The organism is Pantoea sp. M_9, assembly GCF_008631385.1.
Classification (GTDB): Bacteria; Pseudomonadota; Gammaproteobacteria; order Enterobacterales; family Enterobacteriaceae; genus Pantoea; species Pantoea eucrina.
Genome location: NZ_VWUF01000003.1, coordinates 44,443 through 58,077 on the forward strand (window position 1 = coordinate 44,443; position 13,635 = coordinate 58,077).

Below are 13,635 nucleotides of genomic sequence, written 5' to 3' on the forward strand. Positions count from 1 at the left end.
CACAATCTCTGTTGTGCTCAGCAGGGAAGTCCGTTTTGCCAGCGTTCCCGCGTCAGCACGCTGGCAAAACGCACTCTGAAGCAGGGCTCCTGTCAGGGAGCCCTGTTTATCATCAGAGTGAGGCAGTGAAGGTCCGGGTGATCACATCCTGCTGCTGCTCCCGGGTCAGCGAGTTAAACCGTACCGCATAACCTGAAACACGTATGGTGAGCTGCGGATAATTTTCCGGATGCGCCATTGCGTCCAGCAGCATATCGCGATTCATGACGTTAACATTCAGATGCTGGCCGCCTTCCAGCGCCGCTTCATGATGGAAATAGCCATCCATCAGGCCCGCCAGGTTTGATTTTCGTACCTCATCATTTTTGCCGAGCGCGTTGGGCACGATAGAAAAGGTGTAGGAGATACCATCTTTTGCATAGGCAAACGGCAGTTTAGCCACCGAGGTCAGCGAGGCCACGGCACCTTTTTGATCGCGTCCGTGCATCGGGTTAGCCCCCGGGCCAAACGGCGCACCGGCGCGGCGGCCATCCGGGGTATTACCGGTTTTTTTACCGTATACCACGTTTGAGGTAATGGTCAGCACGGACTGGGTCGGCACGGCATTGCGATAGGTCTGCAGCCGCTGAATTTTCTTCATAAACCGCTCTACCAGCTCGCAGGCCAGATCGTCTACGCGCGGGTCGTTATTACCGAACTGCGGATAGTCGCCCTCTATCTCAAAGTCCGTGGCCAGCCCATCCGCGTCACGCACCGGTTTTACCCGTGCATATTTGATGGCGGAGAGGGAGTCTGCTGCCACTGATAGCCCGGCGATACCACACGCCATGGTGCGATAAACGTCGCGATCGTGCAGCGCCATCAGCGCAGCTTCATAGCTGTATTTATCGTGCATGTAGTGGATGACGTTCAGCGCGGTGACATACTGCTTCGCCAGCCAGTCCATAAAGTGATCCATACGCGCCATGACCGTGTCAAAGTCGAGTACTTCGTCAGTAATCGGCGCTTCTTTCGGTCCGACCTGCATTTTGAGTTTTTCATCAACCCCGCCATTGATAGCGTACAGTAGCGTTTTAGCCAGGTTGGCGCGTGCGCCAAAGAACTGCATCTGCTTGCCGACAATCATCGGGCTGACGCAGCAGGCGATAGCGTAGTCATCATTATCAAAGTCAGGACGCATCAGGTCATCATTTTCATACTGCAGCGACGAGGTATCGATGGAGACTTTAGCCGCATATTTCTTAAAGTTGAGCGGCAGCTTCTCGGACCAGAGAATGGTCATGTTGGGTTCAGGGGAGGGACCCATAGTGTACAGCGTGTTCAGGAAGCGGAACGTATTTCTGGTCACCAGAGTGCGCCCGTCAACGCCCATACCGGCGAGTGATTCGGTCGCCCAGATAGGGTCGCCTGAGAAGAGCTCATCATATTCCGGCGTGCGCAGGAAACGCACCATGCGCAGCTTCATGACCAGATGGTCAATCAGCTCCTGCGCCTGCTCTTCGGTGAGCCTGCCAGCCTGCATATCGCGTTCAATGTAGATATCGAGGAAAGTAGACACGCGACCAAACGACATGGCGGCACCGTTTTGCGATTTTACTGCCGCCAGATAACCAAAGTAGGTCCACTGTACCGCTTCCTGTGCGGTGGTAGCCGGCAGCGAGATATCACAACCATATTTTGCCGCCATCGCTTTGATTTGGCCCAGCGCGCGATGCTGTTCAGCGATCTCTTCGCGCAGGCGAATGGTGGCTTCCAGATCCACGCCGTTTTCCATATCGTGCTGCAGCGATGTGAACTGCGCCACTTTGTCCTGCATCAGATAGTCAATGCCGTAGAGCGCAACGCGACGGTAATCGCCGATGATACGACCACGGCCGTAGGCGTCAGGCAGGCCGGTCAGCACGCCTGATTTACGGCAGCGCAGAATATCGGGCGTATAGACATCAAATACCCCCTGGTTATGGGTTTTACGGTAATCGGTAAAGATTTTTTTCAGCGCCGGATCGAGTTCGCGCCCGTAGACCTTACAGGAGCCTTCCACCATTTTGATGCCGCCAAAAGGGATAATGGCGCGTTTCAGCGGTGCTTCAGTCTGCAGCCCAACGATGGTTTCCAGCGATTTATCGATATAACCTGCGTCGTGCGAGGTAATGGTTGAAGCCAGATCGGTATCAAAGTCCACCGGTGCATGCGTGCGGTTTTCAATTTTGATCCCTTCCAGCACGCGGTTCCACAGTGCCGTTGTGGCGGGGGTGGCACCTGCGAGAAATGCCTCATCGCCTTCATACGGCGTATAGTTCAGCTGGATAAAGTCGCGTACGTTAACGCGGGTTTGCCACTCGCCGGCCTTAAATCCTTTCCAGGCTGCTGCCATTTTTTCATTCAGTTCGGACATGATATACCTGCCTTATGTAAGGAGACTTTCTTGCCGGACGCATCGCTGCCTCCGGCCGCAATCACGCTGCCGGCGCGGAGCCGCGCAGATAAATAACCCAGTAGGTCAATCCAACCAGCACACCACCGCCAACAATATTGCCGAGCGTAACCGGGATCAGATTGTTGAAAACGAAGTCGCTGAGATTGAGTGCCGGAAACTGAGCGGCAGTGGCGCCGGTGAGCTGCCAGAATTCCGGTGCGGCAAAATCGCGGATCAGGATGGCCATCGGGATCAGAAACATGTTGGCGATGCTGTGCTCGAAGCCGCTGCCGACAAACATCGCCACCGGCAGAATCATGGCAATCATCTTGTCAGTCAGGCTGCGGCCGGAATAGCTCATCCAGACGGCCAGGCAGACCAGCAGATTGGCCAGCGTACCCAGTGCAACGGCCTGTATAAAACTGTGATGCATCTTGTGATCGGCGGTTTGCAGCAGATTAAGACCCCATGCACCTCCGGCAACCATATGCTCACCCGCCAGCCAGATCAGCATGACGAAAAAGAGCGCGCCGCACAGATTACCGATGTAGACATTCAGCCAGTGACGGGCCAGCTGTAGCCAGCTGATACGCCCGCTGGCTTTAGCCACGACGATGAGCACCGTTGAGGTAAAAAGATCGGCACCGCATACCACTACCAGCATCAGACCCAGTGAAAAGCAGATGCCGCCGATTAGCCTGGCTATGCCCCAGGGCAGCGGCGCGCTGCCGGTGGTTGCAGTGATATAGAACACAAATGCGATTGAGATAAAGACGCCGGCGGTAATGGCAAGGAAAAAGGTTGTCAGGGGATGTTTGGTCGCTTTATAGACACCCGCTTCTTCAGCAACTTTAGCCATTGCCGCAGGCAGTAAAGCATTAAAGGGGTTGTCAGCTTTCACGCTTACGCTCTCCGTAACAGGTCTGAGGAGATGCTAACAAAGCGGGTAAGCAGCGGAATTGATATGGATCATCTTTAAGCGGAAGAGAAGAAGAAATGCAGCAGCAAAATCATTTAAGTATTTGAACATGTTATAAAAAAATAATTTTAAACTTTACATTATTATTTTAATCAGCATTTCATACGGTTAAAAAACCGGTATGACCGCCTGGCCATACCGGTTTCAGATGAGTCAGCAGACCACGCTGGCGCAGCGGTTATGCAGCAGACCAGTAGCGACGTTTTGCCGCCTGCAGTTTTTCATAGGCGGCCAGCAGCGCCTGATGGGCAGGCAGCGCATGAAGATCTTCATCAATAACCTGCAGACCATAAAACGGCGCTTCACCGCTCAGCGCAGCGGACGCGGCATCAACCGCCGCCTGACCATACATCCGCACAAACGCACGATGATACTGTACCGGTTCACGCTCATCTTCCATAGCCAGCAGCAGCAGCGTCTGCAGACAGCGGTAGTAATTAGCACGCTCCGCGCTGAAAATAGACTGGTTGAACTCCATGGTCCACTCCGTCCAGATCAGCGCCTGATCGAGATCGCCTCCCGCCAGCGCCAGCATCGCTTTCAGCTCGCCGATACGCAGCGTGTACCAGCCATTATCTTTACCGGTGGCAAGGCCCAGCAGCTCACGCACGCGGGTAAAGTCGTCATGACCCTCTTCATCCAGCTGTTCAATGAGTGCCAGATACTCCTCAGGCTGCCACTCACTGGCCGGTAGTGCCAGCAGGGTTTCGCGCAGTGAAGCGCCCATGTTGTTATTCGCCAGCAGCAGATCTTCAGCCGGATAGATATCAGACATGCCCGGTACGATAATGCGGCAGGCATACACGCCCAGATGTTCGTAATCTGCGATATAGACTTCTTTATCTTCCGCAGCGAAGATCGCCATCAGCGTAGCGAACTCCTCCTGGGTGGTGCCGGCAAAGCTCCAGTCCACAAACGGGTAGTCTGCTTCATCTTTAAACATATCCCAGGAGATCAGGCCGCTGGAATCGATAAAGTGCGTCTCGAGGTTGGCATGTTCAGCCACTTCTTCATCGTCAAAAGTTGGTGGCGTGAAAACATCGAGATCCTTGAGACCGCGTCCCTGCAGAAGTTCGGTAACGGTACGCTCCAGCGCCACACCAAAGTCAGGATGGGCACCAAATGAGGCGAAGCAGGTGCCATTGGCCGGATTGAACAGCACCACGCAGATAACCGGATAGTTGCCACCCAGAGAGGCGTCATAAGCGAAGATAGGAAAGCCTTCCGCTTCCAGTCGTCCGATAGCTTCAATGACATCAGGATAACGCTGCATCACCTCAGCCGGAATTTCCGGCAGGCTGATAGATTCAGCGATAATACGGTTTTTAATATGCCGCTCAAAAACCTCAGACAGCCCCTGTACGCGCGCTTCATTAGCGGTATTGCCTGCGGACATACCGTTAGAAACGTAGAGGTTGCCGATAATATTCATCGGGATATAAACAGTCTGCTGATCGGACTGGCGCGTAAACGGCAGGCCGCAAATGCCGCGCTCTGCATTACCGGACTGCAGATCGATTAAATCAGCGGCGCTCAGGCTGTCGTCCGGATCGTAGAATTTACGCAGGCGTGCATCAAGAATGCCTTCAGGCAGGCTTTCGTCAGCCGGCAGAGGAAACCACTTCTCATTAGGGTAATGAACAAAATCGCCGTTCGCGATGGATTTACCCAGCCAGAAGTCGGCGAAAAAGTAGTTGGTTGAGAGACGCTCAAAATATTCACCCAGCGCGGAGGCCAGCGCCGCTTTTTTACTCGCGCCCTTGCCATTGGTAAAGCAGAGCGGGCAATCGCGATCGCGAATATGTACGGACCAGACGTGCGGAACCGGATTCAGCCATGAAGCCTCTTCAATATTAAAACCCAGATCCTGCAGCTTCTGCTGGAAACGGGCGATGGAGTCTTCCAGCGCAGCATCTTTTCCTGGAATAAACGTTTGCGTCATAGTGGCGCTCTCTCAAGTCGATAAGGTGGGCGTAAAGCGCGCAATAATACGGGTTTTACCGCAGTGGCGCTATCATCGCCGGCATTTTCTCTCTGCATGACGCCGGTACGGACAGCAGCGGGCCGCTGCCGCGCAGGCCTGGTGCAGCAAGCCTCACAATATCCCGCAGTGCGTTACATTTGTAATATAAGCTGCGGCGGAGCGGGCGCCAGAAATGTGATCGCGGCCGGATAAATGATTGCAGCCGTCCGGAGGCAATGATAAAACCGGGGAGAGATTCATAACCGTTCAAGCTGAGAGTGGTGAGGGGACATGACGCAGGTTTACAATTTTAGCTCCGGCCCGGCAATGCTGCCGGTGGAAGTACTTCGTCGCGCAGAGCAGGAGCTGACCAACTGGCATGGTTTAGGCACGTCAGTAATGGAGATTAGCCACCGCAGTAAAGAGTTTATGGCCGTGGCGGAAGCGGCGGAACAGGATTTTCGCGATCTGCTTAAAATCCCGGCCAATTACAAAGTTTTATTCTGTCACGGTGGCGCCCGCGCGCAGTTTGCGGCTGTCCCGGGTAACCTGCTGGGTGACGCGACCACTGCTGATTATATCGATGGCGGCTACTGGGCACACAGTGCAATCAAAGAAGCAGAAAAGTATTGCACGCCAAACGCGATCGATATCAAAACCACGCTGGATGGTAAGCGCGCGCTGCTGCCGATGCGCGACTGGCAGCTGAGCGACAGTGCTGCTTACGTGCATTTCTGCCCTAACGAAACCATTGACGGTCTGGCGATTGATGAAGAGCCCGATTTTGGCGACAAAATTGTGGTTGCCGATCTCTCTTCTACCATTCTTTCCCGGCCGATCGACGTCAGCCGCTATGGCGTTATTTATGCCGGTGCGCAGAAAAATATTGGTCCGGCGGGACTGACGCTGGTGGTGGTACGTGAGGATCTGCTGGGCAAAGCACAGCGCCATGTTCCTTCCATTCTTGATTACAGCGTGCTGGCAGAAAACGACTCCATGTTTAACACGCCGCCCACCTTCGCCTGGTATCTCTCTGGTCTGGTCTTTAAATGGCTGAAGGAGCAGGGCGGTATTGGTGAGATGGATAAGCTGAATCAGGCAAAGGCTGAACTGCTCTATGGCACCATTGATAACAGCAGTTTTTATCGTAATGAGGTTGCCAGCACAAACCGCTCGCGTATGAATGTGCCGTTCCAGCTGGCGGATGCCTCACTTGATGCACTGTTCCTGGAAGAGTCGCTGAAAGCAGGCCTGCATGCGCTGAAGGGCCATCGTGTCGTAGGCGGTATGCGTGCGTCTATCTACAATGCCATGCCGCTGGAAGGCGTTAAGGCGCTGACTGAATTTATGACAGAGTTCGAGCGTCGCCACGGCTAATCTGTGTTTCACGCCAGCTTGTCTGGTATCAGGCCCCGTCACCAGACGGGGTTTCGTATTTTTGGAGATTTCGTTTCACATGCAGGACTCCCTCACTCTTCAACCGATTGCCCGCATCGACGGCACGGTCAACCTGCCAGGTTCAAAAAGCGTTTCAAACCGCGCCCTGCTGCTGGCCGCGCTGGCTAACGGCACAACGCGTCTGACTAACCTGCTGGACAGCGACGATGTAAAGCATATGCTCACTGCGCTGCAGGCGCTGGGCGTCAGCTACACGCTTTCTCCTGACCGCACCGTATGCGAAGTCACAGGCAACGGTGGCGCCCTTCATGCGCAACAGCCGCTGGAGCTGTTTCTCGGCAACGCGGGTACCGCGATGCGTCCACTGGCTGCTGCACTCTGCCTGGGCGATCACGACGTGGTGTTAACCGGTGAGCCGCGCATGAAAGAGCGTCCTATCGGTCACCTGGTCGATGCGCTACGTCAGGGCGGTGCCAGAATTGATTATCTGGAACAGAGTGATTACCCACCGCTGCGCCTGAATGGCGGATTCAGTGGCGGTGACGTCAGCGTAGACGGCAGCGTCTCCAGCCAGTTCCTGACTGCGCTGCTGATGACGGCACCGCTGGCGCAGCAGGATACCTGTATCACGATCAAAGGTGAGCTGGTCTCTAAACCGTATATTGATATCACGCTGCATCTGATGCGCTGCTTTGGCGTAGAGGTTGAAAACCAGAATTATCAGCGCTTTATTGTCAAAGGCCAGCAGCAGTACCAGTCACCGGGCGATTATCTGGTGGAAGGTGACGCCTCTTCAGCCTCCTATTTTCTCGCCGCCGCAGCCATTCGCGGCGGCACCGTTCGGGTTACCGGCATTGGCCGCAACAGCGTACAGGGCGATATCCGCTTTGCTGACGTGCTGGAAAGCATGGGTGCGGTTATCGAGTGGGGGGATGACTACATCGCCTGTACGCGTGGTGAACTGAACGCCATCGACATGGATATGAACCATATCCCGGATGCCGCGATGACTATCGCGACGACGGCGCTGTTTGCGCAGGGCACAACGCTGATGCGTAATATTTACAACTGGCGCGTGAAAGAAACCGATCGGCTGGCGGCGATGGCAACTGAGCTGCGTAAAGTGGGGGCAGAAGTCGAAGAGGGCCACGATTTTATCCGGATTACGCCGCCTGCGCAGCTCCGGCATGCGGATATCGGCACCTATAACGATCACCGCATGGCGATGTGCTTTTCGCTGGTCGCGCTGTCCGATACGCCGGTGACGATCCTCGATCCAGGCTGCACGGCCAAAACGTTTCCGGACTATTTCCAGCAGCTGGCAAAAGTCAGCCGCGCCTCCTGATAGCCCGATCCGGCGCGCTGGCGCCGGATCGCTTTGTACTCCGCTGGTCTTTCCGTACAGAAATTCATCTGAAAAAGCGCAAACTGTCACCGCTGTCGGTGTGCGGGGGTAACTAACCGGCCGCAGGCAGCGTATACTACTGCGCAATTCAGATAGTCTACGAGACTGTTAATAAGCAGGCTGTAACAGGAGAGAACAATGACGGTAATCGCCCCGGTAATTACTATCGATGGCCCAAGCGGCGCAGGCAAAGGGACATTATGCAAAGCGATGGCGGAGTCATTGCAGTGGCACCTGCTCGATTCTGGCGCGATCTACCGCGTGCTGGCGCTCGCCGCGCTGCATCACCAGGTAGATATTGAATCCGAAGAGGCGCTGGTGCCGATGGCCGCCCATCTTGACGTGCGTTTTCTTTCGGCTGACGGCGAGATGCAGGTGGTGCTGGAAGGTGAGGATGTGACCAGCGCAATCCGCACGCAGGAGGTGAGCAACACCGCCTCACGCGTTGCAGCCTTTCCGCGCGTGCGCGAAGCGCTGCTGCGTCGCCAGCGCGCTTTCCGTGAAGAACCTGGCCTGATTGCCGACGGGCGTGATATGGGCACGGTGGTTTTCCCCGATGCGCCAGTGAAGATTTTCCTTGATGCCAGCCCGGAAGAACGTGCTCAGCGACGTATGCTGCAGTTGCAGAAAAGCGGCATTGATGTTAACTTTGAGCGCCTTTTATCCGAGATAAAGGAACGCGATGACCGCGATCGTAATCGCGCTATCGCCCCTTTAGTGCCTGCCGCTGATGCTCTGGTGCTGGATTCAACCAGCATGTCGATTGAGCAGGTGATTGAGCAGGCGCTTGATTACGCCCGGCAGAAACTGGGTGTATAATCTTTCGGTGACAGAATTGCTGTAACCCTGTACCACGGAACCGGTGCAGGGCATGTGAAACAACCCCATCCGACAGTGACGTCAGGTGGACGTTAAATTGAAGAATCCTAAGATTATCAATATGACTGAATCTTTTGCTCAACTCTTTGAAGAGTCCCTGAAAGAAATCGAAACCCGTCCGGGTTCCATTGTTCGTGGCGTTGTTGTCTCTATCGACAAAGACGTCGTGCTGGTTGATGCGGGTCTGAAATCTGAATCTGCAATTCCTGCAGAGCAGTTCAAGAACGCAGCTGGCGAACTGGAAATCCAGGTGGGCGACGAAGTTGACGTTGCTCTGGACGCAGTAGAAGACGGCTTCGGTGAAACCCTGCTGTCCCGTGAGAAAGCTAAACGTCATGAAGCTTGGATCACGCTGGAAAAAGCTTACGAAGACGCTGAAACTGTTACCGGTGTTATCAACGGCAAAGTTAAAGGTGGCTTCACAGTTGAGCTGAACGGTATTCGTGCGTTCCTGCCAGGTTCACTGGTTGACGTGCGTCCGGTTCGCGATACTCTGCATCTGGAAGGCAAAGAGCTTGAATTCAAAGTAATCAAGCTTGATCAGAAACGTAACAACGTCGTGGTTTCACGTCGTGCCGTTATCGAATCTGAAAACAGCGCTGAGCGCGATCAGCTGCTGGAAAACCTGCAGGAAGGCATGGAAGTCAAAGGTATCGTTAAGAACCTCACTGACTACGGCGCATTCGTTGACCTGGGCGGCGTTGACGGCCTGCTGCACATCACCGACATGGCATGGAAACGCGTTAAGCATCCAAGCGAAATTGTCAACGTGGGCGACGAAATCACTGTTAAAGTGCTGAAGTTCGACCGCGAGCGTACCCGCGTATCTCTGGGCCTGAAACAGCTGGGCGAAGATCCATGGGTTGCTATCGCTAAGCGCTATCCGGAAGGCACCCGCCTGACCGGTCGTGTAACCAACCTGACTGATTACGGCTGCTTCGTAGAAATTGAAGAGGGCGTTGAAGGTCTGGTACACGTTTCTGAAATGGACTGGACCAACAAGAACATTCACCCATCTAAAGTTGTTAACGTGGGCGATGTTGTTGAAGTTATGGTTCTGGACATCGACGAAGAGCGTCGTCGTATCTCCCTGGGTCTGAAGCAGTGCAAATCTAACCCATGGCAGCAGTTCGCAGAGACCCACAACAAAGGCGATCGCGTTGAAGGTAAAATCAAGTCAATCACTGACTTCGGTATCTTCATCGGCCTGGACGGTGGCATCGACGGTCTGGTTCACCTGTCTGACATCTCCTGGAACGCAACCGGCGAAGAAGCCGTTCGCGAGTACAAGAAAGGCGACGAAATCGCTGCCGTTGTACTGCAGGTTGATGCAGAGCGCGAGCGCATCTCTCTGGGCGTGAAGCAGTTGGCTGAAGATCCATTCAACAACTACATCACCCTGAACAAGAAAGGCGCTATCGTGACTGGTAAAGTCACTGCAGTTGACGCGAAAGGTGCTACAGTAGAATTAGCTGATGGCGTAGAGGGTTACCTGCGCGCTTCTGAAGCTTCACTGGATCGCATCGAAGACGCGACTCAGGTTCTGAGCGTAGGCGACGACGTTGAAGCTAAATTCACCGGCGTTGACCGTAAGAACCGTGTTGTGAGCCTGTCTGTACGTGCAAAAGACCAGGCTGACGAGAAAGAAGCTATCAACACTGTTAACACCAAACAGGATGAGAGCAACTTCTCTAACGCAATGGCTGAAGCGTTCAAAGCGGCTAAAGGCGAGTAATCGACCCGAAGCACCGGACGATAGTTATATCGTCCGGTTTCGGTAAAAGCTGTCATACCTTTCCAAACAGGGATTAACCGGAGGATTCATGACCAAGTCAGAACTGATTGAAAGACTTGCTGGCCAGCATACTCATATTCCGGCGAAAGTCGTTGAGGATGCGGTCAAAGAGATGCTCGAGCACATGGCCACGACGCTGGCACAGGGTGAGCGCATCGAAATCCGGGGATTCGGCAGCTTTTCTTTGCACTACCGCGCACCGCGCACTGGTCGTAACCCGAAAACGGGTGACAAAGTGGAACTGGAAGGTAAATACGTTCCCCACTTCAAACCAGGCAAAGAACTGCGTGACCGTGCAAATATCTACGGCTAAGCCGTTACCGAACCATAAAGCGACACCTCCGGGTGTCGTTTTTTTTTGCTGCCGCTCTGTGATTTGCGAGCGCGATCCCGCCGCGCTGTAATGTATATCGCTGCACCTGGAAAAGTTTTGACGCGCTGACGCAACTTCATTTGACGTAAGCTTTTTTCTCTCACTGACTGCCGCACAATGGCGCTGTCTGACGGAGAGAAATATGCACATTACATGGACCACCGGCGCAGGTATCGCCATTCTTGCCACCCTGCCTCTGCTGCTGCTGCCGCAGATCCCATCCGGCATCACGCTGGCCGTGCTGACTCTCATCGCTATTTTTTTACTGCATCGGTCGCATAAAGCTGCCGTGCTGGCAGGGATAACGCTGCTGGTAGCGTGCTGGGCACAGGGTGAAGCGCGCAGCCTGCTGAATGCGATGGAGCTGCTCACCCGACGGCCGGTGGACGCCACGGTCAGCGTCAGCGCAATCGACACCCGGCAAAACCTGCTGCTGGTCAGGCTTATCCGCGTTGACGGACGGCTGCAGTTTCCGCCGCTGTTTGTACAAATCAGTAATGTGAGTGACACAGAAAACTGGTGCGCAGGGCAGCGCTGGCACATGCGGCTGCGGCTGCGGGCAGTACATGGTCGCCTGAATGAGGGCGGATACGATCTGCAGCGCGTGCGGGTTGCAAATCATTTGCCGCTGCAGGGGCGTATCATGCATCAGCAGCAGATTTCAGAACGCTGCAGCCTGCGGGCAACCCTGGTGACTCGCTATCAGGCCGCGCTCGCGGAGCTAAAGCAGCCGGCAATTCTGCAGGCGCTGGCGTTTGGCGATCGCTCGCAGATGCAGGCGCCGCTGCGACAGCTTCTGCGCGATACCGGCACCGCGCACCTGATGGCCATTTCCGGAATGCATATTGCGCTGGCGGCCACTGGTGGCTGGCTGCTGGCGCGGGCGATACAGTTTGCGTTACCTGCCCGCTATATCAGCTGGCGGTTCCCGCTGATCGTCAGCTGGCTGACCGCTGCTCTCTACTGCTGGATCGCCGGCAGCCATGCGCCCGCGCAGCGGGCTATGCTTGCGCTGACGCTCTGGAGCGCTATACGCGCAGCGGGCTGGCAGCTCAGCGCCTGGCAAATCTGGCTGCTGTGCGTGGGCGCACTGCTGCTGTTTGATCCGCTGGCGGTCCTGTCGGAGAGTTTCTGGCTCTCGGCCCTGGCGGTAGCGATGCTGATTATCTGGTTCAGCTGGTTCGCCCTGCCATATCCTTACCGCACACGGCGTCGCTGGCTGCCGCTGCAGCTACTGCATCTGCAGCTCGGCATGATGATTCTGATGGCGCCGCTGCAGATCTTTCTGTTTCAGGGCATCAGCCTGACCGCGCTGCTGGCCAACCTGCTGGCGGTGCCGGTTATCTCCTTTATTACGGTGCCGCTGCTGCTGCTGGCGCTGCTTGTGCCATTGCAAAAGGCGGCACAGCCGCTGTGGTGGTTAGCCGATCGTTCAGTGGACTATCTGGTGCAGGCGCTCCAGTGGCTGCCCGCTGGCTGGCTGAGCCTGCATCAGACGTTGCCCGCTCTCATGGTGATCTGGGGTGGATTGCTGTTGTGGCGCAGCGGGCTGATTGCCCGTACGTCGGCCCGCTTCGCCAGCCTGCTGCTGGCACTGCTGCTGGGACGCACTGACGCGCAGCAGAGCGACTGGCAAATCGATTTTCTCGATATTGGTCATGGTCTGGCGGTTGCGATCACGCAGGGAAGGGAGGTGGTACTGTATGACACCGGGCCGGCGTGGCAGCAGGGCGATGCCGGCGAGCGCACTATTTTGCCCTGGCTGAACTACACCGGGCGCACGCTACAGGGTGTCATACTGAGCCACCGGCATCTCGATCACCGTGGCGGGCTGAACGCGCTGCTACGTGCCCGCCCGGCGCTGACGATCCGCAGCGCGCTGGGGGAACCCGGACATCTGCCTTGCGTGCGTGGCCAGCAGTGGCAGTGGGGGCGGCTGCGCTTTACCGCTCTGTGGCCGCCAGCACTGCCGGTCGCGGGGCACAATAATGATTCGTGCGTGGTGCGGGTGGATGATGGCCAGGTCAGTTTGCTGCTGACAGGCGATCTGGAACAGGCGGGGGAACGCAAGCTGGCCGCGCTGGAAAAGGGTCAGTTGCAGGCTACACTGCTTCAGGTGCCGCACCACGGCAGCCGGACCTCCTCTACGCCCCTGTTTCTCCGGCATATAGCAGGCGAAGCGGCGGTGGCTTCTGTGGCGCGCTATAACGCCTGGCGTATGCCCGCCCGCGCAGTGGTAAAGCGTTACCGCGAGCAGGGCTATCGCTGGGCAGATACCGCACGCTCGGGGCAGGTTCGCATTCGCATCAGCCAGGGCCGCTGGCAGATGCAGGGGCTGCGCGAGCAAATAAAGCCGCGCTGGTATCATCAGTGGTTTGGCGTAAAAGATGATTCCAGGTAGAATGAGCGGCTATTTCAAACAGCGTG

General features: G+C 55.7%; 9 protein-coding genes. 6 read left to right on the forward strand and 3 right to left on the reverse strand.

Annotated features, from left to right (window positions below; genetic code table 11):
• Positions 1 to 112: 112 nt before the first annotated feature.
• From pflB to ycaO, 3 genes are all read right to left on the reverse strand, one after another.
• Positions 113 to 2,395 (reverse strand): formate C-acetyltransferase, encoded by a 2,283-nt coding sequence (gene pflB, locus F3I15_RS07030; protein ID WP_150017244.1) that lies wholly within the window; start codon positions 2,393 to 2,395, stop codon positions 113 to 115.
• Between the two features lie 61 nt (positions 2,396 to 2,456).
• Positions 2,457 to 3,317 (reverse strand): formate transporter FocA, encoded by an 861-nt coding sequence (gene focA / locus F3I15_RS07035; RefSeq protein WP_150017245.1) that lies wholly within the window; start codon positions 3,315 to 3,317, stop codon positions 2,457 to 2,459.
• A gap of 256 nt (positions 3,318 to 3,573) precedes the next feature.
• Complete coding sequence (gene ycaO / locus F3I15_RS07040; RefSeq protein WP_150017246.1) at positions 3,574 to 5,337, reverse strand: 30S ribosomal protein S12 methylthiotransferase accessory factor YcaO; 1,764 nt, start codon at positions 5,335 to 5,337, stop codon at positions 3,574 to 3,576.
• Positions 5,338 to 5,649: 312 nt separating this feature from the next.
• Here ycaO and serC point away from each other — a divergent pair, with 312 nt between their 5' ends.
• From serC to F3I15_RS07070, 6 genes are all read left to right on the forward strand, one after another.
• Positions 5,650 to 6,735, forward strand: coding sequence for a 3-phosphoserine/phosphohydroxythreonine transaminase (serC, locus tag F3I15_RS07045; protein ID WP_150017247.1), 1,086 nt, complete (start codon positions 5,650 to 5,652; stop codon positions 6,733 to 6,735).
• 79 nt (positions 6,736 to 6,814) lie between these two features.
• Positions 6,815 to 8,101 carry a 3-phosphoshikimate 1-carboxyvinyltransferase gene (gene aroA / locus F3I15_RS07050; RefSeq protein WP_150017248.1) on the forward strand — a complete coding sequence of 429 codons (1,287 nt, stop codon included), beginning with the start codon at positions 6,815 to 6,817 and terminating at the stop codon, positions 8,099 to 8,101.
• Positions 8,102 to 8,299: 198 nt separating this feature from the next.
• The gene (cmk, locus tag F3I15_RS07055) at positions 8,300 to 8,980 is read left to right on the forward strand and encodes a (d)CMP kinase (protein ID WP_150017249.1); all 681 of its coding nucleotides are present in this window, start codon (positions 8,300 to 8,302) and stop codon (positions 8,978 to 8,980) included.
• Between the two features lie 121 nt (positions 8,981 to 9,101).
• Entirely contained in the window at positions 9,102 to 10,775 is a 1,674-nt protein-coding gene (gene rpsA / locus F3I15_RS07060) for a 30S ribosomal protein S1 (RefSeq protein ID WP_052246478.1), read from the forward strand.
• 88 nt (positions 10,776 to 10,863) lie between these two features.
• Positions 10,864 to 11,148 (forward strand): integration host factor subunit beta, encoded by a 285-nt coding sequence (gene ihfB, locus F3I15_RS07065; RefSeq protein ID WP_010618275.1) that lies wholly within the window; start codon positions 10,864 to 10,866, stop codon positions 11,146 to 11,148.
• A gap of 202 nt (positions 11,149 to 11,350) precedes the next feature.
• Entirely contained in the window at positions 11,351 to 13,609 is a 2,259-nt protein-coding gene (locus tag F3I15_RS07070; protein ID WP_150017250.1) for a DNA internalization-related competence protein ComEC/Rec2, read from the forward strand.
• The last annotated feature ends 26 nt before the right edge of the window (positions 13,610 to 13,635 follow it).